Origin of the sequence: Iodobacter sp. BJB302 (assembly GCF_002735645.1) — a bacterium.
Taxonomy (GTDB): Bacteria; Pseudomonadota; Gammaproteobacteria; order Burkholderiales; family Chitinibacteraceae; genus Iodobacter.
The window spans coordinates 1-24377 of record NZ_PDZG01000046.1 but is presented as its reverse complement, the minus strand read 5'-3'; the positions used below and the strand labels follow the sequence as shown (position 1 = coordinate 24377).

General features: G+C 51.7%; 19 protein-coding genes. 11 read left to right on the top strand and 8 right to left on the bottom strand.

The window, feature by feature from the left end; all coding sequences use genetic code 11:
- The first annotated feature begins 169 nt into the window (after nt 1-169).
- From CSQ88_RS14720 to CSQ88_RS14690, 7 genes are all read left to right on the top strand, one after another.
- On the top strand, nt 170-1468 hold the full coding sequence (locus CSQ88_RS14720) for a carbohydrate porin (RefSeq protein WP_099398843.1): 1299 nt from the start codon (nt 170-172) through the stop codon (nt 1466-1468).
- Nucleotides 1469-1590: 122 nt separating this feature from the next.
- Nucleotides 1591-3207: an alpha-glucosidase gene (locus CSQ88_RS14715; protein ID WP_099398842.1), complete on the top strand. Its 1617-nt coding sequence runs from the start codon at nt 1591-1593 to the stop codon at nt 3205-3207.
- Between the two features lie 3 nt (nt 3208-3210).
- Nucleotides 3211-4320, top strand: a complete 1110-nt coding sequence (locus tag CSQ88_RS14710) for an ABC transporter ATP-binding protein (RefSeq protein ID WP_099398841.1) — start codon at nt 3211-3213, stop codon at nt 4318-4320.
- Between the two features lie 88 nt (nt 4321-4408).
- The gene (malE, locus tag CSQ88_RS14705) at nt 4409-5608 is read left to right on the top strand and encodes a maltose/maltodextrin ABC transporter substrate-binding protein MalE (RefSeq protein WP_099398840.1); all 1200 of its coding nucleotides are present in this window, start codon (nt 4409-4411) and stop codon (nt 5606-5608) included.
- 163 nt (nt 5609-5771) lie between these two features.
- Nucleotides 5772-7295, top strand: a complete 1524-nt coding sequence (gene malF / locus CSQ88_RS14700; protein WP_218963105.1) for a maltose ABC transporter permease MalF — start codon at nt 5772-5774, stop codon at nt 7293-7295.
- Nucleotides 7295-8185, top strand: a complete 891-nt coding sequence (gene malG, locus CSQ88_RS14695; RefSeq protein WP_099398839.1) for a maltose ABC transporter permease MalG — start codon at nt 7295-7297, stop codon at nt 8183-8185. The genes malF and malG overlap by 1 nt, the downstream gene beginning before the upstream one ends.
- A 191-nt stretch (nt 8186-8376) precedes the next feature.
- Nucleotides 8377-9165, top strand: a complete 789-nt coding sequence (locus tag CSQ88_RS14690; protein ID WP_099398838.1) for an ABC transporter substrate-binding protein — start codon at nt 8377-8379, stop codon at nt 9163-9165.
- A gap of 43 nt (nt 9166-9208) precedes the next feature.
- Here the strand turns inward: CSQ88_RS14690 and CSQ88_RS14685 are convergent, their stop codons facing one another.
- Complete coding sequence (locus CSQ88_RS14685; protein WP_099398837.1) at nt 9209-11212, bottom strand: methyl-accepting chemotaxis protein; 2004 nt, start codon at nt 11210-11212, stop codon at nt 9209-9211.
- A 203-nt stretch (nt 11213-11415) separates the two neighbouring features.
- On the bottom strand, nt 11416-11973 hold the full coding sequence (locus CSQ88_RS14680) for a hypothetical protein (RefSeq protein ID WP_099398836.1): 558 nt from the start codon (nt 11971-11973) through the stop codon (nt 11416-11418).
- A 374-nt stretch (nt 11974-12347) separates the two neighbouring features.
- Between CSQ88_RS14680 and CSQ88_RS14675 the strand changes: the two genes are divergently transcribed.
- Nucleotides 12348-15026, top strand: a complete 2679-nt coding sequence (locus tag CSQ88_RS14675) for a hypothetical protein (protein ID WP_099398835.1) — start codon at nt 12348-12350, stop codon at nt 15024-15026.
- Nucleotides 15027-15034: 8 nt separating this feature from the next.
- Here CSQ88_RS14675 and CSQ88_RS14670 read toward each other — a convergent pair whose 3' ends face one another.
- On the bottom strand, nt 15035-15421 hold the full coding sequence (locus CSQ88_RS14670; protein WP_218963104.1) for a DUF2809 domain-containing protein: 387 nt from the start codon (nt 15419-15421) through the stop codon (nt 15035-15037).
- Nucleotides 15422-15630: 209 nt separating this feature from the next.
- On the opposite strand from CSQ88_RS14670, the gene CSQ88_RS14665 reads away from it, so the two are divergent.
- Together CSQ88_RS14665 and CSQ88_RS14660 are read left to right on the top strand one after the other, a co-directional pair.
- The gene (locus CSQ88_RS14665; protein ID WP_099398834.1) at nt 15631-16167 is read left to right on the top strand and encodes a DUF4337 domain-containing protein; all 537 of its coding nucleotides are present in this window, start codon (nt 15631-15633) and stop codon (nt 16165-16167) included.
- Nucleotides 16168-16418: 251 nt separating this feature from the next.
- Nucleotides 16419-18053, top strand: coding sequence for a methyl-accepting chemotaxis protein (locus tag CSQ88_RS14660; RefSeq protein ID WP_099398833.1), 1635 nt, complete (start codon nt 16419-16421; stop codon nt 18051-18053).
- Nucleotides 18054-18141: 88 nt separating this feature from the next.
- On the opposite strand, the gene CSQ88_RS14655 is transcribed toward CSQ88_RS14660, so the two are convergent.
- Entirely contained in the window at nt 18142-19380 is a 1239-nt protein-coding gene (locus CSQ88_RS14655; protein WP_099398832.1) for an MFS transporter, read from the bottom strand.
- A gap of 123 nt (nt 19381-19503) precedes the next feature.
- On the opposite strand from CSQ88_RS14655, the gene CSQ88_RS14650 reads away from it, so the two are divergent.
- Entirely contained in the window at nt 19504-20076 is a 573-nt protein-coding gene (locus tag CSQ88_RS14650) for a TetR/AcrR family transcriptional regulator (protein WP_099398831.1), read from the top strand.
- Between the two features lie 68 nt (nt 20077-20144).
- Here CSQ88_RS14650 and CSQ88_RS14645 read toward each other — a convergent pair whose 3' ends face one another.
- From CSQ88_RS14645 to CSQ88_RS14630, 4 genes are all read right to left on the bottom strand, one after another.
- Nucleotides 20145-20525 (bottom strand): hypothetical protein, encoded by a 381-nt coding sequence (locus CSQ88_RS14645; protein WP_099398830.1) that lies wholly within the window; start codon nt 20523-20525, stop codon nt 20145-20147.
- 444 nt (nt 20526-20969) lie between these two features.
- Nucleotides 20970-22322, bottom strand: coding sequence for a sigma 54-interacting transcriptional regulator (locus CSQ88_RS14640; RefSeq protein WP_099398829.1), 1353 nt, complete (start codon nt 22320-22322; stop codon nt 20970-20972).
- Nucleotides 22319-22765: a hypothetical protein gene (locus tag CSQ88_RS14635; RefSeq protein ID WP_099398828.1), complete on the bottom strand. Its 447-nt coding sequence runs from the start codon at nt 22763-22765 to the stop codon at nt 22319-22321. The genes CSQ88_RS14640 and CSQ88_RS14635 overlap by 4 nt, the downstream gene beginning before the upstream one ends.
- Complete coding sequence (locus CSQ88_RS14630; RefSeq protein WP_099398827.1) at nt 22762-24159, bottom strand: sensor histidine kinase KdpD; 1398 nt, start codon at nt 24157-24159, stop codon at nt 22762-22764. The genes CSQ88_RS14635 and CSQ88_RS14630 overlap by 4 nt, the downstream gene beginning before the upstream one ends.
- Between the last annotated feature and the right edge of the window lie 218 nt (nt 24160-24377).

The window sequence follows — 24377 nt, the reverse complement described above, 5'->3', positions numbered from 1 at the left end:
TTGTTTTTATCGCTTTCAAACTGTTTAAAACAAATAAAACAATGGATTGAAAGCGCTTTTGATCTGCCTTGCCAATATGATTTGCTGTTTTGTAGCGATTTATTGATTTACTACAAGGTGGCTTATTCGTTTTAGCTGCATGGCCGTACCTATACAGGGGAAAGATGAGATGAAGTTCAAATCAGTAAATCAGATTTTTGCACCGGCAAAGTTAGCGCTGGCCGTTTGCGGCCTCGGGCTGGCAGGCAGTGCACTGGCAATGCCGGTCGATTTTCATGGCTATGCGCGCAGCGGTATTGGCTCTAATGCCACAGGTGGCGGATCGCAATCCTGTTTTCAGCTTGATGGTGCAGGCTCTAAGTATCGCCTTGGCAATGAGTGCGAAACTTACGCCGAGTTTGCAGTGGGCGGTAATGTGTTTGAGAAAAAAGAAACCGGCACGCGCTTTAGAATTGAATCGCGCCTCGCGGTTTCTGCCAAACAGTTTCAGGATTGGGAAAGTGATTCAGGTAAATCTGCCGAGTTTGCTTTCCGTGAAATGTATGTCACGGCTGAAGGAGTAGGCTTGGGTGAAAGCAAGCTGTGGGTGGGTAAGCGTTTTTATGATCGCCAAGATGTGCATATCAATGACTTTTACTTCTGGGATAACTCCGGCCCTGGCGCAGGTATTGAAAATGTAGACGTGGGTTTCGCCAAATTTGCCTACGCATGGCGTCAGAATACCGTCACTACATCGGACACCAGTATTGAAAACCTGGATCGCAAAATTGGCGTATCCGGCCACGATTTCCGCCTCTCTGGCATTAAAGTGAACCCCAATGGTGAGCTGACGGTGGGCGTTGATTTGCGCTTTGCCAATAAAGCCGACAAAGATCAGGGTAAGGCCACCGATGGCTTTGGCTTGAATCTGATGCACACTCAAAATGGCGTATTTGGTGGCTTTAACAAGATCGCCTTGCAATATGCCAAGGGCAATATCTCCAGCTTTGCGGGTGGCTACCCAAATGTAAACGCCGATTCGGGCGATAAAGCCTACCGCGTGGTTGAGCAGCTGATGTGGCAGCCAGAAAACAGCCGCTACTCTGGCATGATGGCGGCCATCTGGCAAAAAACGGACCCGGCTGCGACAGGCAAGGGCCAGACCTGGATGTCGTTCGGCGTGCGCCCGACTTATATGTTTACCGATAACCTGGGTGCGGCCATTGAAGTGGGCTACGACCGTGTTAAGCCAGAAGAAGGCGATGCCCGTAATCTATTAAAAACCACCGCAGCGTTCTTGGTGCAGCCAGAAAAAGGCTTTTTCAGCCGCCCGCAACTGCGCTTTTTTGCAACTTACGCTAAGTGGGATCAAGCCGCGCAGGATGCGGCTGGCCTGAAAGCGGTGAACAACCCGCTATCGGCCAATGGCCCGTTTGGCAATGATAAAAGCGGCTTCACCTTTGGCGCTCAGGCCGAAGTGTGGTGGTAAGTTGGGCTGGCTCAGTCTTAAATAAGATTTAAGTGCTAAGTCAGCCCGAGCAGTGTGTTCAGGCTGGCTTAGCGTGTTGAACCCCTCCGGGCTTTGCCTGGAATTCTAAAATGGATTGAGTCATGCTCAAGACCGATCGTGAATGGTGGCGTGGTGCTGTCATCTATCAAGTTTATCCACGCAGCTTTGCAGATGCCAATGCCGATGGCGTGGGTGATTTGCAGGGCTTGCTCGGCAAATTGCCCTATATTGCCGCGCTGGGGGTGGATGCGGTCTGGATCAGTCCGTTTTTTAAATCGCCAATGAAAGACTTTGGCTACGATGTGTCCGATTATTGTCAGGTTGATCCGCTGTTTGGCACGCTGGCCGATTTTGATGCCGTGCTGGCCAAGGCGCATCAGCTGGGCTTAAAAGTAATGATCGATCAGGTGCTCTCGCACACCTCAGATCAAAACGCCTGGTTTGCGGACAGCCGACAAAGCCGCACAGGGGATAAAGCCGATTGGTATGTGTGGGCCGATGCCAAGGCCGATGGCTCTGCGCCAAATAACTGGCTGTCTGTGTTTGGTGGGCCGGCCTGGACTTGGGATACCCGCCGTTGCCAGTATTATTTGCATAATTTCTTAAGCAGCCAGCCGGATTTAAACTTCCATTGCCCTGCCGTGCAGGATGCCATTTTAGAAGCGATTCGTTTCTGGCTGGCGCGTGGCGTGGATGGTTTCCGTTTTGATGCGTGTAATTTCCATTTCCATGACCGCAAGCTGCGTAATAATCCGCCCGCTAAAAGTAAAGATACCAAGACGGTTAGCCCGGATAATCCTTACGGCTTTCAGGCGCATGTGCATGATAAATCCCAGCCGGAAAATATCGCTTTCTTAAAACGCGTGCGTCTGCTGCTGGATGAATACGGCGCAATGAGCGTGGGTGAAGTAGGCGATGATGATAGCCTGAAAGTGATGGCCGAATACACCACAGGCGGCGATAAGCTGAATATGGCGTATAGCTTTAATCTGCTGACCAAAGACTTTACGGCTGCGTATATCCGCAAGCAAATTGAAGACCTTGAAAAGCGCATTGGCGACGGCTGGGGCTGCTGGTCGATTGGCAATCATGATGTGATGCGCGTGCTCAGCCGCTGGGGCAATAACAGCCAGAACCCACGATTTTCGCGCAGCATGCTGGCAATGCTGCTGTGTTTCAGAGGCTCGGCTTGCCTGTGGCAGGGGGACGAGCTGGGCTTGCCCGAGGCCGATATTCCCTTTGAGCTATTGCAAGATCCTTACGGCATTGCCATGTGGCCGGAATTTAAAGGCCGCGATGGCTGCCGCACACCGATGCCCTGGCAGCATGATGCCGCCGCTGCGGGCTTTAGTACCGGCGCTCCCTGGTTGCCGGTGCCTGAATCACACCAGCAGCTGGCCGTCAGCACGCAAGAGCATGACCCAGAATCCACCTTAAATTTCTATCGTCGATTTATTGCTTGGCGTAAGACGCAAGCCGTGCTTTGGCAGGGCGATATTCAGTTTATGGATGCACCCGAGCCGCTGCTGGCCTTTAGCCGCAGCTTTAATGGCGAGCGCTGGCTGTGCGTATTTAATTTATCTGAAAGTCGTCAATCGCTGCCGTGTAAAGACAAGCTCACGCTGCTGGCCGATGCGGGCCTGAGTGGCACAAGTATTAAGTCAGGCGTGATTGAGTTTGATCATTGGGGCGCGCTGATTGCCCGCGCAGAGGCGTAAGGTATGGCTACTGTTTCATTAAAAGGCATTAAAAAAGCGTTTTCTTCGGTGTACACCCTGCATGGCATCGATTTAGAAATCAAAGATGGCGAATTTATTGTGTTTGTCGGCCCATCGGGCTGCGGTAAATCGACCCTGCTGCGCACGATTGCGGGCTTAGAAGACATCACCGATGGTGAAATGTGTATCGATGGCCAGCGCGTGAATGAGCTGCCGCCGGTAAAACGCGGCATATCCATGGTGTTTCAGAGCTACGCGCTGTACCCGCATATGGATGTGTTTGAAAACCTCGCCTTTGGCCTAAAGCTGGCGGGCATGAAAAAAGCCGAGTACACGCCGCTGGTAGAGCGGGTGGCTAAGGTCTTGCAAATCGAGCCTTTATTGCATCGCAAGCCGCGCGATATGTCCGGCGGGCAGCGGCAGCGGGTGGCGATTGGCCGGGCCATTGTGCAAAAGCCCAAAGTGTTTTTGTTTGACGAGCCGCTGTCTAATCTGGATGCCTCGCTGCGGGTGCAGATGCGGATCGAAATCGCCCGTTTGCACCGCGAGCTGGGCAGCACCATGATTTATGTGACCCACGATCAAACCGAAGCGATGACGCTGGCCGACCGGATTGTGGTGCTGCGTGCCGGGCAGGTAGAGCAGGTTGGCACGCCAACCGAGTTGTATTACCAGCCGGATAATTTGTTTGTAGCGGGCTTTATCGGTTCGCCAAAAATGAATACTTTAAGCGCCAGGATTGCCGCTATTGATAAAGATAGCGTGACGGTGGCCTTAGCAGATGGCAGCCAGCTTGCGGTAACGGTGGATGCGGCAGGCGCAAATATTGGTGACGAAGTCACCGTGGGTATACGTCCTGAGCATTTAAAAATCTCAGCTGCGGCGGGCAGTAATGCGCTGAGCGGTATTACGCTGGCGCTGGAGCAGCTGGGCGAAGCATCGATGTTGTATTTAGAAGTACCCGGTATGCGGGATACCTTTGTGGCCCGTATGCCTGCGCTGTATAGCTCGAAACCGGGCGAGCGCAGCGTGCTGCACTTTAAGCCGGAGCACGGGTTTTTGTTTAAAGCCGATGGCAGCGCAATGCGCCGCCTTCACCCACTGGCCGAATAATCATTTGGCTTTTTAAAAATTGCAGCTTTATTTTGCTTGCGCCGGGTATTTCTCTGGCAAGGGCTTTGCTTGGTTTTTTGGAGGGTTTATGAATACAACACGCCGCCAGTTTGGCAAGTTTGCAGTTTCTGCCATCGCAGCTGCAGTCGCGATTTCTTTTGCCGGGCCTGCTTTTGCTGCAGACAAGCTGGTGATTTGGGTGAATGGCGATAAGGGCTATAAGGGCATCGAGCAGGTGGGTGCAGCGTTCACTAAGGCCACTGGGGTAGAGGTGGTGGTGGAGCATCCCGAAGATGCGCCTTCTAAATTTCAGCAAGCGGCCGCTGCGGGCAAAGGCCCGGATATCTGGATCTGGCCGCATGATCGCCTTGGCGAGTGGATGACGGCAGGCTTACTTAGCCCGATTACGCCATCCAAAAAAGTGCAGGCCGAGATCGATCCGCTGGCCTGGAAAGCCTTTACTGTGAATGGTAAACAATGGGGTTACCCGATTGCCATTGAAGCACTGGCGCTGATTTACAACAAAGACCTCGTACCTGTGCCGCCTAAGAGCTTTGATGATGTGATGGCGTTGGATAAAAAACTGGCCGCTCAGGGCAAAAAAGCCATTCTGTGGGATTACGGCGAGCCTTATTTTAGCTGGCCATTGCTGGCAGCAGGCGGTGCTTATGCCTTTAAGCCTAAGGGCGATGGGTCTTACGATGCGAAAGATATGGGCGTCAACAATGCCGGTGCGATTGCGGGCTTAGAAACCATTAATAAAATGATTAAAACTGGCGTCATGCCAAAAAGCGCCACTTACGCTGATATGGAAGCCGGTGTAAATCAGGGCAAAATCGCCATGATGATCAATGGCCCTTGGGCTTGGGATAATCTAAAAAAGAGCAAAATCAACTGGGGCGTAGCGCCGATTCCATCGATTAATGGCAAACCGGGCGCACCGTTTGTGGGTGTATTGGGTGCCATGCTAAATCGCTCATCCAAAAATAAAGAGCTGGCGGTGGAGTTTTTAGAAAACCATATGCTGACCGTGCAAGGCCTTAAAACCGTGAATGCCGATGTGCCCTTGGGCGTGCCTGCTAATAAAGTGTTCTTTAATGAGCTGAAATCTGATCCGGCGATCAAAGCTTCGATGGAATCCGCCAAAGCGGGCCAGCCCATGCCTAATATCCCGGAAATGGGCCGCTTCTGGGCCTCATTAAAATCAGCACTGCAAAATGTAACGCAAGGCCGCCAAACCCCTAAGCAGGGTCTGGATGCTGCAGCGGCACGGATTGTTAGCAAGTAAGGCATGATTTACCGCGTTGAGATGGGGTAGGGCGCGGGAAAAAACTTGCAGGGTGGGCATAAAAATGGGCTCACCCTGCATTTTGTATTTTTTATCATTTGCAGATTTGCGTACTTATTTAATAGCAAGGGCGCAGCTGGTTTTTGCGCCGAAGGAAAATAAAATGGGCGAATTGAATATGCGCTGGCTGCTGGCTTCGCTGGGTGGGGTGTTGCTCATGGCGGGATTGTGGCTGCTGCTGGGCGTTTATCAGGCAGGGCATACGCTGAGCGCCGTGGGTGGTTTGGTGGTGATGGCAGCCAGCGCCTGGGTGTTTTTATCGCCCAAGGCTTACGCTTACCGCTATCTCTATCCGGGTGTGGTGGCCGTGCTGGTGTTTATTGTTTTCCCTGCCGTGTATACCGCGGGCATTGGCTTTACTAATTACAGCTCGACTAATCTGCTGAGTTTTGATCGCGTAACGGCCTATATGCTGAGCGAAACCACCACGGCAGATGGCGCGGGCATGGCGTTTTCTCTGCATCAGGCTGGCGGGCAATACCGGATTAAATTAAGCGATGAAGCAGGGCAGAGCTGGGTTTCTCCACCCTTTAAATTACAAGACAACAAGCCACAGCAGCTGCAATTGCAAGCGCTGGGCACAGAAAACCTGCCCGAAAAAGAATCAATCAAAACGGTGATTGCCAAACAATCAGCCTTAAAAGCGCTGCGCGTCACTTTACCCAATCAAACTCAGCCATGGCGTTTAAGCAGCCTCAGCCAGTTTTCGCCCACCCAGCTTTTATATCAAAAGAACGCCGACGGCACACTGCTTAATACCCAGGATGGCAGCCTGATTAAGCCCAATTTTAAAACTGGCTTTTACGAAACCGCCGCAGGTGAAAACCTGATTCCGGGTTTTAAAGTGAATGTGGGTTTTAGTAATTTCACGCGGATTTTTGCCAGTGACGATTTCCAAGGGCCAATGTTTAAAATCTTTGGCTGGACTGTGTTATTCGCTTTTCTGACCGTGGTGTTTACCTTTGTGGTGGGCATGGTGCTGGCGGTGGTGCTGAATTGGGAAGCGCTGCGTTTTCGTGGGGTTTATCGCACGCTGCTGTTTTTGCCTTACGCCGTGCCGGGCTTTATTTCGATTTTAGTATTCCGGGGCTTATTTAATGAAAGCTTTGGTGAAATCAATATGGTGCTTAACGGCCTGTTTGGCTTGCGGCCCGCATGGTTTTCCGATCCATTTAATGCCAGGGCGATGATCTTAATTGTAAACACCTGGCTGGGTTATCCTTACATTATGCTGCTGTGCTCCGGCTTGATTAAATCCATCCCCAGCGATTTATACGAAGCATCGGCCATTAATGGCGCAGGCCCGCTGACTAATTTATTTAAAATCACGCTGCCGCTAATTCTCAAGCCCATGATGCCGCTCTTGATTGCCTCATTTGCGTTTAACTTTAATAACTTTGTGCTGATCAGCTTGCTTACCGATGGCAGGCCAGATTTTATTGACAGCAAAGTGCCAGCAGGCACCACGGATATCTTGGTTTCATACACTTATCGCCTGGCGTTTCAGGATTCGGGGCAAAATTTTGGCTTGGCTGCGGCGATTTCTACGGTGATTTTTGCGCTGGTAGCGGTGCTGTCGTTGATTAACTTAAAACTGACCCGTGTTAATCAAGAGGAGAAACGATAATGGCCATGGTGCTGGATCGCTCACATAAATGGCGGGTGCTGGGCGCTCACCTTGCGCTGATCGCCTTTTTGCTGCTGATTTTATTTCCGTTTTTTATGATTATTTCCATCTCGCTGCGGCCGGGTAATTTTGCGGCTGGCAGCCTGATTCCTGACACGATTAGTCTGGAGCACTGGAAGCTGGCGCTGGGCTTTAGCTATATGGATGGCGATGGCGTCTTGATTAAGCCGCAATTCCCAGTGCTGCTGTGGTTGTTTAACTCGGTGAAAGTGGCGTTCATCAGCGCGGGGGTGATCTTGCTGTTGTCTACCAGCTGCGCTTATGCCTTTGCCCGGCTTAAATTTCGTGGCCGAGTGTTTGGCATGAATGCGCTGCTGCTCTTACAAATGTTCCCCGCTGTGCTGTCCTTGGTGGCTATTTACGCCATCTTTGATGAAATTGGCAACTATGTGCCATGGCTGGGGATTGATACCCACGGCAGCCTGGTGCTGGCTTACGCCGGTGGCATTGCCCTGCATATATGGACGATTAAAGGCTATTTCGACACCATTCCGGTGGAGATCGAAGAAGCCGCCAGAGTCGATGGCGCCAGCGCGTTTCAATCGTTTCGCTATGTGCTCTTGCCGATGGCCGTGCCGATTTTATTTGTAGTGTTTTTGCTGGCCTTTATCAGCGGCATCATCGAATACCCCGTGGCATCGGTGCTGCTGCACGAGCAGGATAAAATGACGCTGGCGGTGGGTTCCAAGCTTTATCTCTACACTCAGAATTACCTGTGGGGCGATTTTGCCGCAGCCGCCATCCTGTCTGGCCTGCCGATCAGCCTGCTGTTCCTATTTGCCCAGCGCTGGATGGTATCCGGCCTGACTTCGGGTGGGGTGAAGGGCTAGTCGTGTTAGTGCTTCGTTTTTATGTCAGGGGTGTTTACCGCTGAGCTGCGTGTTTCTAATGAGCCACCCAAGTTATTGGGTGGCTCATTTTTTTGGTCCATTGCTTTGCCAGCAGTGTGTGCTCTAAAGTGGCTGTAGATGGATATTTAAGTTTTTGATGCCATCGCTTCCCCATTTTGTGAGCAGGTTAGATGATGGTTTACAGATGCAAGTTGTCCGCCATGCTGTGCGCGCTGGTATTCAGCAGCAGCCTCTTTGCGGCCAGCCCCTGTCCGCGGCCTTTGGTGGTGGGGTGGGATACATGGCCGCCTTATCATTTTCAGGATGAAAAGGGCCGGATGCAGGGGCTGGCAGTGGAGGTGCTGCAGGCGTTGGCAAAGCGGGCGGATTGCCCTTTGCAGTTTGCAAAAATGCCTTGGAAGCGGACTTTAAATGAGCTGGCGCAGGGCAGGGCGGATGTGGCGATGGAGGTGCTGAAAACGCCGGAGCGCGAACGCACAATGTTGTTTTCTCTGGCCTATCGCCCAAGCAGTGTGCATTTTTTTGGGCGTAAAAAAGACGGGCGCTGGTCTTTTAATACCCTGGCCGAATTAAGTAAGCTTGGGCCTGTCATATTGGGGGTTTCCAATGGGGATAGTTATGGCGTGGCTCTGGATCAGTGGCTGAAAACGCCTCAAGCGGGCGTAACGGTGGATATTGCGCCCACGATGGCGATCAATTTAATTAAGCTTCAGCATGGCCGGGTTGATCTGCTGCTGGGCGATTTATTTGCCACTCAGGCGGCCATTTACGATTTAAAACTGGCCGATGAGCTGGCGCCGCTCGCCCAGGAGTGGCCGACACAGGAGGCTTATTTTGCCTTCAGCCGTGCCTGTGTCAGCCCGCAGGTTTTTCAGGCGTTTCAGCAGGCGCTTGAAGATCTGATCAAAGACGGTACTTTAAAGCAGATTCAACAGCGTTATCTTGTTAGCAGGCCTTAGCTGGGTGTGGCTTGATGTGAATTCAGTGTTAAAAAAAACCGGTTTATTCCAGCTTAAATTGCGAAACAAGCCTGTCCAGCTCTACAGCGCTGCGCTGCAGATCGGTTGAGAGCGCTGCGTTTTGGTCGGCGCGGGCGCTGTTGTCTTCGGCCATGCGGGCGATTTGTTCGACGCTTTGGGCGACGGTTTGGCTGGCTATTTTTTGCTCGGCCATGGCGGTGTTAATTTCAGCGGCGGCATCCAGCTCGGCCTTACTGCTGTCTTTGATATGGGCAAAGGCTTGAGTGGCTTTTTCTACACGCTGGCTGCCGCGCTCCATTTCCTGACGGGCAACATCCATGCCTTTGGCTGCGGCATCGGTGTCGCGCCGGATGGAGGCAACAAGGGCGGTGATTTCGCCGGTGGAAGACGCGGTTCTTTCGGCCAGTTTTCTGACTTCATCAGCGACTACGGCAAAGCCTCGGCCTTGTTCTCCTGCCCGCGCGGCTTCAATCGCAGCATTGAGCGCCAGCAAATTAGTTTGTTCGGCAATTTCTTTAATGACCTGCACAATGCTGCCGATTTCCCCTGAGTGTACTTTCATGCTGTCCACATTGCCGCCTAGCGTTTCCAGGTTGGCCGATAACTCGATAATCTCGTGTAAGACGTCTTGCATCAGCTGCTGCCCCTGATTGACTTCATTTTGGGCGGTGTGTGCTTGCTGCTCGGATGAGGCTGCATGCTCTGATACGGCAGAAATACTGACCGACATTTCTTCGATGGCGGCGGCCATTTCTCCCGATGCATTGGCTTGGGATAGTGAGGCTTCGAGCATGGCGTTGGCATTGCCATTGAGCTGCCGCGCGGCACTCGCTACGGCCTGCGTATTGTGGTGGATATGTTGAATAATCTGCCGCAGGCTTTGGGCCATGGTGTTAAAGCTGTCTCCAACTTCGGATAGCTCGTCTTTTACATCGAGATGAACCAAACGGGATAAATCACCCTTGGCAAAAGCTTCGGCCTCGTGGCGCAGTTGTTTAACCGCACCGTGAATAGAGAGATAAGTCCCCATAAAAAGATAGGCGCCAAGTATCAGCATAAATGCCGCAAGGCCGAGCATTATTTGTCGATCGGATTGAATACTTTGCTCACGTTTACTTAATGAGGCGTTAATTGACTCAAAAATATGCGTGGTTATGGTGTTCATTTGCCCAATGGAGGCGGTCAGGCGGGCAAAGTGGGCTTTAGGCTCCACACTGATTTCGGCGCTTGAAAATTCTTTAAGTAAATAAGCATGGTCGGAGTGCATCAGCTCGGCCAATGCCTTACCTTCGGTTTGAAGGTTGTTTGCGCTGGTGCGAGCCAGTTTTTCTGTTATAGGGCCAGCGGCAAGCGCCATGATGGCCCCTAGCGTATTCATTTGAGTCATTTCTTCCGCCTTGGCGGCCTTACTCGCGGCTAGGCGCACGCCAATTCCCCGCGCTTTGGCGAGTGCTTCGGTCGCGGGAATCAGCTGAGAGAAATACACATCTTGCAGATAGTAGCTATCTGCTTCTGGATCGAGTGTCAGGCCAGAAACATGGGCGATATCTCCGGCCATTTTGATGGTTTGATTGATCGCTTCGGTGTGGCTTACAAAGTTTTCGGCAGGTTTACTTTGTTTCCAGCCGCTGATAAGCGATTCTAATTGTGATTTTAGCTGCGCCCAAGGGCTGCTTAAGCGAGGAAAATCGTTTTGCTTGATTAAGGTGTCTGTGTTTTGAATGGCCGTGGTCAGTTTTTGTTCGGTAGCCTCAATATCAGGCCCAAAGTCTGTTTTGCCTTGCAAATAAGAGGAGCTGAGGCCGCGATGGCTTTGTGCCAAGGTCATCACATCGCGAAGTGCTGAGGCATATTGCAAGCCTAGATGCTCGGTGCGGGCGGTGGCGATGTCTCGGTTAAAGCCCAGTAAAATCTGGCTTAGCATATAGATGGTGGGGATGGCTAAAACAAAGGCAGTCAAAATAAATTTCTGTGCAAAGCGCAGTTTTGACACAAAGCGAATCACAGGGATAAAAAGTACTTTCATTGGAATAATCCATTTACAACAACATCTTAAGTGTAGTTGACAGCTCTTTCTGTTTAAAGGGGGATAAGCGCCATATAAAAGATGATTAAGGTAAGTTTGTGCCTGGATTAATCTACAGATTGCTTGCGTATTGCTGAGGTAGTGTTCAGGAAAATACAGGGCAGAAGAAGGGGGTGAAAGAGCGCTTTTTCACCCCCGTCTGCTTAAGCCCGGCTGACGGTATTGCCCGATACTTTCATCTGTACGGTGGGCCCGCCTTTGCGGCTGGCCACTTTAGCGCTTTCTGTGCGAATTGCAGGTTTCATCTGGCCATCCATATGGCCGTTGACCACGCCAAGAATGGTGGCGCTGGCTAAATCAAAAAGCAAATTGAGCTGTGCATTGCCGCCCACATGAATATGGTTAATCCCGCTTGTGCCGGGGGCAGAGCGCCCATCCGCCGTTTTATTGAAAACCATACGCACTGCCTGCGCCATTTGTGCGTCGCTGCCTTCAATCTCGGCTGCGGCCTGCTGATGCACCTGGCCCAAAGATTGCTCAGCCGGGCGATAAGGGCTGCCCCATGGTGTATCTGTTTTTTGGGCTACCCAGCGGATATTGTCTTCGGTGGCGCGATCCGGATAAGCAGAGCGAATCGCTTCTTCGATTTTTACCCTGATGGTGTTCTGATGAATTGCACGGCTGGATGCGGCATGCCGGCGAAGCCATTCCAGATTAGGGTGGTCTTTGAATCTATTAAATTGAATCGGAGTGAATGCCATACGAGTAACTCCAGAAGGTATTTCAATTAAATAAAGGGAAATGCAGGAGTGTATTGTTATAAAAGTATATGACAGGGGTGTCTGTCAGGTAATTAATTTAGTTTTATTAAAAAATCAGCAGATGATGAGTGCTTGATTTAATTGGCATATTTATATTTAATTAAACAGGATGCTAAAAATAAGATTCGGCGAGCTCAGATTAAAAGTGTGATTATTAAAACTTACAAATTAGGGTGAATTTATAGCCTGCAGATATTTAAATTGGCAGCCTGGGCTTGCTTAAATCGGTGCTGTTTTTATGCTGTGTAAATTTCCCTCCATACTGCTTTATTATTGCCTAGGCTGGATGCTGTGGCCTGATTGGGATTAACTGCATGGATCCGCTTTATTTTTCTCACGCTAAAGCTTGTCAGCTTTTATACCTGCACCATTTGCAAACGCGGCGCGAGGCTTGGCATGCATTCAGCCAGTCGGGGATTAACTGGTTTATGTACCGGCGTGATGGCGAGGGGGTGGTTCTTAATCCGCAAACGGGCTTAATCTGGCAAGAAATGACTGAGGCAGGGCCGCAGCTGGATTTGCCCCGTGCTCATGCAAAAGTGCGGCAGCTTGAATGGGCAGGGCTGGCCAACTGGCGCTTACCCACACGAGCCGAGCTGATTGATATTGCCTATGCGCCTGGTTTTCCGCTTTGCGAAGAACACGCTTGGTTTGATTGCCCGCTGTGGCTTTACGACAAAGGCTGCTTATACCTGGATCAGCCCGATGAATTTATGGGGCCGGATGGCGCGGCCAATATGATTGCGGTGGACGATACCCTCTGCGCAGATTGGCCGGGCAGCTATCCGCAGGGCCTGTTTGAGCTGGGCTGGACATGGCTGGGTGCGTGGACCAGTAATACACGTTTTCCAAAATCCAGCAAGTTTGATGCGGCGCTGACAGCGTGGAAAAAATGGCGCTCTTTAGCATCGTCAGAGAACGATGGTTTTCATGCTGTGAATAGCAATGCCACAGACTGGCCTGCTTTATTGCGTAAGCTGGATTACATCAGTACCCGCCTGCCGGACATCGACAGCAGTACTTTTTCTGACGCAGCCAAAGGCCTTTGGGAATTGTGGCCGGTGGCAGATGCCAAACACGCCAGAAGAATCGCTTTAAGCAATGACGGGCAGATGCGGGCACGCAATCCTGAGCTGGATATTCGTGACGCCAATGTGGCGATTGATTTTGGCACCAGCAGCACGGTGGTGGCGTTTAGAGAAGGCGCGCACGACCGCCTGCTGCGCATCGGCGAAAGTAATTTATGGGAGCAGCCGCAGGCCAGCGATTATGAAAACCCCACCGTGTTGGAAGTAATGGACTGGCAGGCGCTGATGGCGGCGTGGACCTCCGAGGTGTACCGCCCGCTGGTGGATTGGCGTGATATTCATTGTGCCCACGAGGCGCGCGATCATTTACGAGATAACAACACCGACCCCAAGCGTATCTCCAGTATTTTTAGCCGGATGAAGCAATGGACTCAGGATGAGTTTGCAACGCGCATCAGCGATCAGATCCATCAGGAAGAACGCATTCTGCCTCCATTTAAGTATTATCCATGTAAAGAAGTGGATGATGTTTACGCCGATTTCAACCCGATTGAGCTTTACGCCTGGTTTTTGGGGATGTTTATAAACTGGCGGCAGCGCGGCATCTTCCTGCGCTATTACATGACTTTCCCCGTGAGCTTTCCGCACGACATCAAGGAAAAAATCCTCAGCGCTTTTCATCATGGCCTGCAGCGCAGCCTGCCCGAAAGCCTTGTTTACGGCCCGCATTTTACTCAGTTCAGGGTTGAAGAACGCGGCTCAGAGCCTGCCGCCTATGCCGCTTGCGCGCTTAAAGCCCTGCAGCTTTCCCCCGGCGGCGGCGAGGGGCGGGCATTCGCGGTATTTGATTTTGGTGGCGGCACCACCGATTTTGATTTTGGCTATTATCGCCTGCCCGATGTGGCCGAGGCAGAGGCGGGCTGGGAAGAGGTGATCGAGCACTTTGGTGCGTCAGGTGACAGAATGCTGGGCGGCGAACAATTGCTTGAAAACTTGGCTTACATTACCTTTCGCCATAATCTGCAGCAGTGCCGTTTCCATAAAATTGCGTTTATCCTGCCACAAGACGCAGAAGATTTTGCCGGGTCGGATATGTTTTTGGAGAAAACCCGACCGGCACAAACCAATAGCATTGTGATGATGGGGCGTTTGCGCTCTTTTTGCGAAACCGGCAATTTGGAAGGGCTGATTGAGGGCGATATTTGCAAAATGCCGCTGTTAAACCGTGACGGGCAAAAGGTGGAAGTGGCGTTTCAGATTCCGCAAAGCGAGCTGCGCGATTATCTGCGGGCACGGATAGAGCGCGGGGCCATCGCTTTTTTTGCTGCCATGCAGGCGGCGTTTAACAGCCACGGCGGTATGCCCGCTGCTGTGGATGTGTTGCTGGCGGGCAATGCCTGCAGATCCCCGTGGGTGATGGAGCTGTTTGGCTTAAACGGCTCGCCCATTGGTGCGATTATGGCATTTGAGCAGCTGGAAATCTCGGTGCATCCGCCGCTCTTGGCCGACCCCGGCAACCCATGGCGGCCTACGGCCAAAACCGGCGTGGCGCTTGGGCTGCTGAGGCTTTGCCCGGGGGAAACACTGAAAGTGATTCACCGCTCGCGGCTGAAAGACGATGCACCGTTTTTATTTTCGGTAGGCAAGTTGCTAAATGGCGAGTTTGACCCCTGTCTGCCAGCACACGGTGCTTATGGTCAGTGGCACGAGGTGGGGCGGCCTATGGATGGGGTGTTTAATCTGGCCTACACCCATTCTCCCCGCGCCCGTACCGATCAGCGTATGGACAGAAGCGATCCTGATTTACGCTATAAGCGCATCGATTTTCCACAATGCAGCGAAGGGCAAAAAGTGTATTCCCGCGCCATTGCGCCTAATCTGATCGAAATCTGCCTTGCCCGCGATTTAAGCCATGGCGGGCAGCCAGAGCCAGCAAGTCATGTACAGCAATTGGCGCTGGCCTGATGGCCTTTTTATGATGAATGCTGAGCTGTTTTTCGTCGTAAAACGAACTTATCCAACTGCCATGCTAATCCGCCACCAATTAAATACATAAATAAATCATCGGGGCTGAAGGTGTTGCCAATCACAATATAAAGTACGCTGCCTTTTTGTAGTCCTAATAAATCAACCAGGTGGATATATTGCAGCCCTTCAACGATAAAACCAGCGGCAATGGCCATGATTGCGCTGCCTAATGGCGGGGTTCGCCATGCGCGAAAAACGGCATAGAGCAGTGCGATCACCAGAATATCCCCAAGGCTGCCGCGTATAAATCCATAGCCAAAAACACCACGGGCAATGGCGATTTCAAGTAAAAAAACCAGCAGTGCAATCAGGTAATAAACAGAGTGCTTCAACTTTATCGCCTTAATAAAAGGGGGAATAGAAAAATAGCGGTGGTAAGCGCATGGTTAATTTGTATTTCTTCGCAAGAAAACAAATAAATTGATTTACGGTGCATTTATGGCTGATTCGCACATGCCTGGCAGGGCTTGAAAAATATGCGTATTTCAAGTTCAATGACGACCCGTTTGGCATCTGTGCCATAAAAATATGCGAGTAAAATATGTCAGAAGAAAAAAAAGACCCTTGGCTCAATTACTTAGCACTGAGTACTGTTATTTTGGCGGTATGTGCAACCTTATCTACATTTAAAGGCGGAGGTTTTTCTACCCGCAGCATTATTAGCCAGACACAGGCATCGGATCAATGGGCGTTTTTTCAGGCTAAAAGTGTGAAGGCTAATTTGTATCAGCTGCAAAAAGAAAAACTGGCGTTGGATTTGCTGGCTCTGCCAGAGCAGGCTGCGCCAGAAGTAAGGCAGCGCTATGAGCATGTACTGGCGGATTACACTGAAAAAGTGACTAAGTACGAACAAGAGAAGGCGCAAATTCAGCAAAAAGCCAAGGCCTTAGAAGAAGAGCGTAACCAGGCGCAGCGCCATTCCAAGCCATTTGGTCTGGCAGTGATTTTTTTGCAAATTGCTATTTTATTAAGCTCAGTTGCGGGTCTTTTTAAGCGTAAGGCGATTTGGTACGCGGCCTGGCCAATGGGCCTGATTGGCGTATTTTATTTTGCCGACGGATTTTTTCTGTTTATGTAAAAAGGCTTCGGAGCAAAACCCGGCATCTGAGAGTCGTTTAAATCAGCCTGGGGGGTGTGGTACGCCTTCTGTAACTGTTAATTAAACAGCAGTTACAGAAGGCGTTTTTGTATGTGCAAATCCTTTCTTGTAATCTGTAAATTACTTACTTGTTTTTTTATGCTGTTCGTCTAAAAAATTTCTTTTGTTGACAGATTTGGCTTGTGGATCCGCTATAAAGAGCAGATCACCTGTTGATAAAGGATTGCAGCATGAATGCCCTTAGCATGGTTCAGAAGCTTTATATTGGCTTTGGTTTGATTGTGGCGGTGATGCTGATTTTAACGCTTACGACCGCCTTTAATTTGAATCAGCTGAATGAATCCAGCGAGGCGCGTCTGAAGAGTCAGCGTCTGATTGCCGAAAGTAATAATGTCTATGGCGATGTGGCCCGTGCCGCAGGATCGGTGCGTCAGTATGGCTACACGGGTGAAGCCAAAGTGCTTGCCACCTATCGCGCCTCAATTAAAAGCCTGCAGGAAAAATCGCTGCCCAGAATCCGTAAGGAAGCAGAGGGTGAAGCGGCGCAACTGGCACGCCTCGATAAAGTACAGGTGATGATCAATGCGTGGATAAAGGATTATGCTGATCCTTTTATTCAAAAACGCACTGAAATTAATGCCAGAAAAGCCACAATGGATGATTTGGCGGCGCTTGCAATTGCCTTGGGCAATAAAGCTAAAATTGCCCCTTTTGCCGATTTGCTTGATGAAATCACCAAAGACGCGACGGTAGCCAATGATGCCAATCAGTTGGCAAATGAGTCGATACGTAAAAATACAATTTTGTCTTTATGGCTGGGTACGCTGATTGCTGTGGTGATTTCGGTGATTTCATCCGTGGCGATTGGGCGTGGCATTGTTACCCGGCTGCATCATGCGGTTAGCAGCGCAAATGCTGTGGCGGGTGGCGATTTATATCAAAAAATTGAAACATCAGGGGGCGATGAAATCAGCGCACTGATGCGTGCTTTGGCGGGTATGCAGGCCAAATTGGTTGAGATTATCCGCTGTATTCAGAATAACTCGCAGGATGTGGCTGCCTCTGCAGAGCAGATTGCGGCCAGCTCGGGCCAGCTGGCCCATGCTTCCAGTGAGCAAAGCCATGCTGCAACGGCCATGGCAGCAATTATTGAAGAGCTGACGGTCAGCATTAATCATGTTTCAGATCATGCCAGAGATGCTCAGGTGCTTACGCGTGAATCGGGTTCTTTATCTGATCATGGCAGCGATGTTATTCGCAGCACGGTGGCCGATATTATTGGTATTGCTGAAACAGTTCGTCTTGCTGCAGCACGGATGAACGAGCTGGGTGGCCATGCGGATAAAATTTCATCTATCGTGAATGTGATTAAAGAGATTGCCGATCAGACTAATCTGTTGGCGCTGAATGCTGCCATTGAAGCGGCCCGCGCAGGGGAGCAGGGCCGTGGTTTTGCCGTGGTGGCAGATGAAGTGCGCAAATTGGCTGAGCGCACCAGCCAGTCGACAAGAGAAATTTCTGAGATGATCAGTCATATTCAGCTTGGCAGTCAGGAGACATTGGGCACGATGCAGCAAAGTGTGGATAAGGTTGAAAATGGCGTAAATACGGCTAATCAGGCTGGGGAGGCGATTGTGCAAATTCGTAATTCATCTGTGCGGGTGGTGGATATGGTGAGCGATATTTCGTCCTCTTTGCAGGAACAATCTGTTGCCAGCAATAATGTGGCAGGAAATGTAGAAAAAATAGCGCTGATGTCTGAAGAGAATAACCGTGCCATTGCCGAAACCTCCAGAGCCGCCCAGCAGCTTAAGGGGCTGGCCGAATCGCTGCAAAGATCGGTGGCTTTTTTTAAATTTGCCTGACCCAGGTATCGCTGTGTGTAAGCGATAACGGATATGAAAAATTCCACCACAGCCCTGCAGTGATGCAGGGCTGTTTGCATAGGAAAGATCAGGGCTGATTTAAAACGGGTTCTGGCAGAATACGCGGCTCTGAGGGCAGAAGAAGTGCCGCAGCCAGGGCAGACAGACCCGTCATCAGCCATACGCCGCCCCATGAACTGGCGGTGAGCAGGTAGGGAATCAGAAAAGGCGTGAGAAATGCAGCGGTAAAAATGGTTGTACCTGTTATACCCAGGGCTGTACCCGAATGAGAGGCGCCTGCCATGGTGGCAATTTCTGTGTAGGCAACGCCGTGCCAGGCATGAGCAAGTACACCGCTGATACAAAGCAGGATCATGGCCCAGAGCGCAGGAGCGTGGCTGAGCAGGGCAAGCAGCAGGGCGCTTATTCCTGTAAGCAGGCCAATGACACGAATCAGTTTGTTCCGATTTCGGTGCTGATCGGTATAGAGGCCACTCCATACCCGCATTGCTGCGCCACATAGCTGAATGCAGACTAATAAGACAGAAATACTGCTCAGGTTCAGTTGTTTCTCATCGTGCAAAAAAACACCGGCAAAGGTCAGTACGGCCATTTGGGGCACCGTGAGCAGGCCGCTTGCAAGGGCCAGACGCCAGATATCAAAGCGGAGCAGAGGGGATTTATGGCTAGATTTTTGCGGGGTGGGGTGTGTGCTGGCCGGCGCTTCATGCAAGTAACGCCATGTGGCAAAAGCGCTGATAAAACAAAAGAGTGCAAGGGTCTGAAATACGGCACCAAAGCCGGACTGATTGGCCAGCCAGGGAAGCAGTGCCGCGCCCAGTGCTCCGCCTGCGGGAATAGCGGTCTGACGCAGGCTCATAGCAAAGCCTCTTTTGCCGTCGCTGAACCATGTCATGACCGCTCTGCCGGATGAAGCATTCACGCTGGCACCCAGAGCGCCAAGCAGAATCAGGCTTAAGCCCAGAGCTTGTGCCGGGATAGGGTGATCCGGGGTCAGCGTAAGCGACATCAGAGCAAGCATCAGCCCCATCGAAAGCAACCCGCTTAATAGAACCAGCCGGTCACCCAGTTTGTCGGTGAGTAAACCCCATAAGATTTCAGAAAGCCCCACGCCCAGAGCCATGCAGGACAAAACAAAGCCAAGCTCAATAGTAGAAAAGCCGTATTCTGCCCTGATTAAAATCCCCAGCACCGGAATGCCGGCAAAGGTGGCGGCAAAGCTGGCTTGAGCGCCTGCTCCCGTGGCGAGTACCAGCCAGCGATGATTGGGCCCCAATGCGGGTTTGTTTGCAAAGTGGTGGTTCATTGTTTGCTCCTGATCGATATGCAAAAATAGTTTACATACTAGTAGGTACAGAAACAAGCGATGTTTGTGGTGTGTTAAAAAGGGTTATTTGCTTTTGTACCTACTGATTTGTACAATCAAGTTATGGATGCAAAAGAAAACTTAATTACAAGTGCCCAGGCTCTGCTTTGGGAGCGGGGCTATGTGGGCATGAGCCCCAAAGCGATTCAGCAAAGGGCAGGAGCGGGCCAGGGCAGTATGTACCACCATTTCAGCGGCAAAGCGGCGCTGGCATTGGCTGCGATAAAGCGCAGCGCGGCTGAAATGCAGGATCAGATTGATTCAGAGCTGAATTTTCAAGGCCCAGCGCTGGCCCAGATCACGGCTTTTTTGCAAAGAGAGCGGGATGTTTTACGCGGATGCAGGATGGGGCGGCTGGCCCAGGACCCGGATATTATTGCGCTTGAAGAGCTGCGCCAGCCCGTGGATGAGATATTTTCCAGGCTGCAGCAGCGCCTTATCGATGTGCTGAACAGGGGGCAGGCTAATCAGGAGTTCTTGTATGCGTTTGAAACCGCAGATCTTGCGGCCATGATCGTTTCTGTTTTGCAAGGCGCGTATGTTGTGGCAAGGGCTGAAAATAGCGAAGTGCCCTTTAAGCGGGCAATGAGCGGATTACTGTTTACGCTGGGTACTCTGACTAAACCGGCCAGTTAAGCCCATGCATCAAAGACGAAAAAACCACGAACTGAGTCGTGGTTTTTTTATTGCACAATCTGTTGTGCTTATGCAATGCGTGCGCTTGCCGGGGCAGAGGCATCGCTGGCATCAGCACGCAGGCTTGCAGGGGCTGAGGCATCTGCTGCATCGGCAACAATGCTGGCTGGCACTGAAGCATCATTTGCATCTGCACGCAGGCTTGCTGGTGTGGAAGCATCGGAGGCTTCAGCAACTACACTTGCCGGAACGGAAGCATCGTTAGCATCTGCACGCAGGCTTGCTGGTGTGGAAGCATCGGAGGCTTCAGCAACTACACTTGCCGGAACGGATGCATCATTTGCATCTGCACGCAGGCCAGCAGGAGCTGAAGCATCTGTTGAGCTTGCCCATGCTGCAGTAGCGGCGCAAGCGGCAAACAGGGTAGCGATTAGTAGATTCTTTTTCATGGGTGTTTCCTTGTGTGGTAAATGGAGGAACGATTACTCGTCCGATGTACTACATGTAGCAAACACCATGCCAGCTTTAAAACCTCTTTGTATTCAATGGCTTGTAATTTTTGTACCAAAGGCAGGGGCTTGATGTCTGTCGCCATTTCACGACAGCATAAAGAGCTGTTTTCTTAACTGATTGATTTGTATGAATAATTATTGTTGCTAAAGCCCGACGCACAGACGGCGATGCTTCTGAGCCGGGTGAAATGGGCCTTGGGCGGGGTTTTGCGAAGATTCAGGCGGGGCAGGCATTACTGTGTGCCTGCTATGAGCCAATAAGCATCTGTACAACTTCTTGCCATCAATTTAGCGCCACACCTCCCGCTTTTTTTAATGGGGGAGGGCATATCAGCTTGTGCAGATACTTATGGCCCTGAGTACTGCTGCAGATGACCGTGCCTATGAGCTGATATCTGCTTTAAAAGCCGCAGGGGCAAGATCGTGCTTTTGAAGCAGGCGGTAAAACTCTGTGCGGTTGCGATCAGCAAGGCGGGCAGCGTCGCTGACATTGCCGCCGGTAAGGCGCAGCAGGCGCTCGAGGTAATCCCGCTCGAAAATGCGTTTGGCTTCGGCCAGAGGCAGGATATCGGCTGATTCGCTGGCCATGGCTTTTTGCACCTGGGCCAGGGTGATAATCGGGCCGGTGGCCAGCACGCAGCATTGCTCAACTAAATTAGAAAGCTGCCGGATATTGCCTGGCCAGCTGGCCGTGCTTAAAAAGCTGAGTGCGTCGGCGGCAAAGTGGCAGTCGGTCTTGGCATAGCGCACCACCACTTGTTCTAAAAAATGCCTTGCCAGCAGGGGGATATCTTCCCGCCGCCCGGTCAGTGATGGCAGCGCCAAAGACACCACATTCAGGCGGTAAAACAAATCTTCCCGAAAAGAGCCATCCAGCAGCAGCGATTGTAAATCGCGGTGGGTGGCTGATAAAACGCGCACATTCACCGGCACGGCACGGCCCGCGCCAACCGGGCGCACTTCACGCTCCTGCAGAACACGCAGTAATTTAACTTGCAGCGGCTGCGGCATATCGCCAATTTCATCCAGAAAAATCGTTCCGCCATCGGCTTCTAAAAACAAGCCGTTTTGTTTTTGGTTTGCGCCGGTAAAAGCGCCTTTTTCATGGCCAAATAGCTCGCTTTCCAACAGGTTTTCCGGGATCGCACCGCAATTCACGGCAATAAAAGGGCGCTTGGCGCGCAGGCTGGCGCGGTGGATGGCCTGGGCCAGTACTTCTTTGCCTGTGCCGCTTTCACCCCGGATCAGCACGCTGGCATCGGTCACCGCCACCAGCCGTGCTTCGGCCAGCAGCTCGTCCATCACCGGGCTGCAGCTGATAAAACCGGCCCGCCACGCGTCGGCTTCCGCATGATCCTGGCTGGGCGGGCTGGCTAATACCAGGGCCTGGCTGACTTTATCCAGCAGTGCTTTACCATCAAAGGGTTTAATTAAATAGGCAAACATGCCGTGGCTGATCGCATCGATCGCATCCGGCACGGTGCCATGGGCGGTCAGCATAATCACGGGCAGGGCGGGGTAGCGGCGGCGCACTTCTTCAAACAGCGCCATGCCATCCATGCCGGGCAGCTTCCAGTCGCAGAGCAACAGATCTGCCCGCTGCACGGCCAGTGCATTAAGCGCCGCTTCGGCGCTGGCGGTGGCTTCTACTTCATAGCCTGCGGCAATCAGGCGTATGGAAACCAGACGTAAGAGATCGGGATCATCATCAACCAGCAAAATTTTATTGCTCATGGTTTTTTATTCCTTTCTAGCATGTCTTTTTCCATTTCTTTTAAGGCATCCAGCTTGGCTGCCAGATCATTTGCACGCTTTTGCTGCTCTTTGGTGGAGGCTGTTTGCTTATCTAGCAGGCTGCTCAGCCTTTTGCGCTCGGCAAGCTGGCTGGCCATCAGCTGGGCAAAGCTCTGGCTCACAGGATCTGTGATCTGGATGGCATCCAGCTGAGTTTGAATGCGGTTCAGATCAGCATGATTACTCATAAGCTGCTGAGCCAGCGCCTGCAATTTGTCGGCGGGCATTGCGCTGGCCGGTGCGGATGCAATTTCAGGCTTGCACGCAACAGCGGATGCGGCCACAGGCGGCGCGCTGACAGGGCCGGTGGTGGTGCAAGCATTAAGCGCCATGCAGCCCAAAAAAATGCTGAAGGGAATAGATAAAGGAATTGCGTCTTTCATGGTTGACCTTGTAGCTGCCAGTGCAGGCGAAAACAAGCGCCTTGCTGGCTGGGGATGAGTTCTACATCTCCGTGCATGAGCTGGGCAAAACTTCTGGCCATGGTCAGCCCAATGCCGGAGCCTGCAGATTCGCCCTCGGGGGCGGGGCCGCAGTGAAATGGTTCAAAAATGGATTCTGTCTCTTCGCTTGCAACGCCCGGGCCCTGGTCCTGGATTTCTATCCAGCTCTGCTGGCCGGTTTGTCCGTAAGAGATGGCAATTTCACCCTCTGGAGGGCTGAAGCGAATAGCGTTCAGCAGTAAATTATCCAGGATAATCCCCAGCTTGGCATGATCTGCGCTTGTCTGAATGGCCGCGCCGGATTGCCGGATACGCAGGGATTTTTTAGTCAGTAAAATGCGCCATTGCTGCAGGCGCTGAGCTAAGAATTGCTCAATCAGCAGGGGCGAGATTTCCAGCCCGGCAGACAGCCAGCGCCCTGCATCATGCGCCAAAAGCGCGTCCACACGCTGCCTTAAGGTATGCACATTGCTTTGTACCATGGCGCTGATTTCTTTTTGCTGCTGGTTTAAATTGCCCAGCACTTCTTCTTGCAAAAGCGATGACGCCTCGTGAATCACGGCCAGCGGGGTTTTTAGCTCGTGCGAAACGTGGCGAAAAAACTGTGCTTTCTGGGCTTCCAGTGCCACCAGCCGCAAATCCAGCTCGGCCAACGATTTGGCTAAGCCCTGCAAATCAGCAGGGCCGGCAAGGTGCCAGCTTTGCCCGCGCTGCCCCTCTGCCAGCCGGGTAATTTTGCGTTTGAGTTGCCCTATGGGCCAGCTGAACATCACCGCCATTAAAATTGCGAGGCTCAGGGCGGCAACGGGCGACAGAATGGCCAGCTGATCCACCTGCTTTTGCTTCTGGCTGACTTCTGCCAGCCATTGCTGGCGTTGCAGGGCCAGTTGCTGCTCTATGAGCTGATCCTGATTTTTAAGCTGCTCATTCAAGAGGCCGAATAAGGCATTCACCTGTGCTTTCTTAAGCCGCCGCTTAGGATCTGCCTCCTGCAGCAGTTGTAAAATACTCTGGCTGCTGTGGTGAAGAAACGGGTGAGTATTAAATGTTTGTTGAGCGGCTTCCAGCCGGGCTTTGGCACTGAGGGCGGCGTTTAGAAAAGTGGCTTCAGGCAAAATTAATAATTGCCTGCTGGCCCGCTCCAGATGCAGCGCTTGCTCCTGAGATTGTTGCGAAGCATTCGACCAGTCACTGGCCTGATCCTGCTGTTGTTGCGCCTTAATGGTCAGTCCTGCCAGGCCATAGCGAAGCTGCACCAGTGCTGCCGAAGGGGTGAGCGCCACTAAAGCAAAGCCAATAATCAGAAGGGTACGAAAGGAAAAATAGCGCAGCATGGTGGCCGGATGTGGGGCGTTTGTTTATATAAGGGATGAATCCTGCGGGCTAAGCGCGGCGAAATCAAAGTAATAAGTTGGTGAAAAATGATCCTGATTATGTCTCTTGCTCAATCTCCTTGCTCAAACCACTTAAAAGGCCTAAGGTGAACGAACGTTCTTTTGTGGAGTGGTCGTCATGGCAATCAACCCAATCCAGATGCAAAAGGGGCTGTCGC

Coding starts and splice junctions, on each gene's coding strand:
- CSQ88_RS14690 (WP_099398838.1), top strand. CDS start 8,377: ATGATGGTTTACAGATGCAAGTTGTCCGCCATGCTGTGCGCGCTGGTA.
- CSQ88_RS14640 (WP_099398829.1), bottom strand. CDS start 22,322: ATGAGCAATAAAATTTTGCTGGTTGATGATGATCCCGATCTCTTACGT.
- CSQ88_RS14665 (WP_099398834.1), top strand. CDS start 15,631: ATGTCAGAAGAAAAAAAAGACCCTTGGCTCAATTACTTAGCACTGAGT.
- CSQ88_RS14675 (WP_099398835.1), top strand. CDS start 12,348: ATGGATCCGCTTTATTTTTCTCACGCTAAAGCTTGTCAGCTTTTATAC.
- CSQ88_RS14660 (WP_099398833.1), top strand. CDS start 16,419: ATGAATGCCCTTAGCATGGTTCAGAAGCTTTATATTGGCTTTGGTTTG.
- CSQ88_RS14715 (WP_099398842.1), top strand. CDS start 1,591: ATGCTCAAGACCGATCGTGAATGGTGGCGTGGTGCTGTCATCTATCAA.
- malE (WP_099398840.1), top strand. CDS start 4,409: ATGAATACAACACGCCGCCAGTTTGGCAAGTTTGCAGTTTCTGCCATC.
- CSQ88_RS14650 (WP_099398831.1), top strand. CDS start 19,504: ATGGATGCAAAAGAAAACTTAATTACAAGTGCCCAGGCTCTGCTTTGG.
- CSQ88_RS14655 (WP_099398832.1), bottom strand. CDS start 19,380: ATGAACCACCACTTTGCAAACAAACCCGCATTGGGGCCCAATCATCGC.
- CSQ88_RS14710 (WP_099398841.1), top strand. CDS start 3,211: ATGGCTACTGTTTCATTAAAAGGCATTAAAAAAGCGTTTTCTTCGGTG.
- CSQ88_RS14645 (WP_099398830.1), bottom strand. CDS start 20,525: ATGAAAAAGAATCTACTAATCGCTACCCTGTTTGCCGCTTGCGCCGCT.
- malG (WP_099398839.1), top strand. CDS start 7,295: ATGGCCATGGTGCTGGATCGCTCACATAAATGGCGGGTGCTGGGCGCT.
- CSQ88_RS14685 (WP_099398837.1), bottom strand. CDS start 11,212: ATGAAAGTACTTTTTATCCCTGTGATTCGCTTTGTGTCAAAACTGCGC.
- CSQ88_RS14720 (WP_099398843.1), top strand. CDS start 170: ATGAAGTTCAAATCAGTAAATCAGATTTTTGCACCGGCAAAGTTAGCG.
- CSQ88_RS14635 (WP_099398828.1), bottom strand. CDS start 22,765: ATGAAAGACGCAATTCCTTTATCTATTCCCTTCAGCATTTTTTTGGGC.
- CSQ88_RS14630 (WP_099398827.1), bottom strand. CDS start 24,159: ATGCTGCGCTATTTTTCCTTTCGTACCCTTCTGATTATTGGCTTTGCT.
- malF (WP_218963105.1), top strand. CDS start 5,772: ATGGGCGAATTGAATATGCGCTGGCTGCTGGCTTCGCTGGGTGGGGTG.
- CSQ88_RS14680 (WP_099398836.1), bottom strand. CDS start 11,973: ATGGCATTCACTCCGATTCAATTTAATAGATTCAAAGACCACCCTAAT.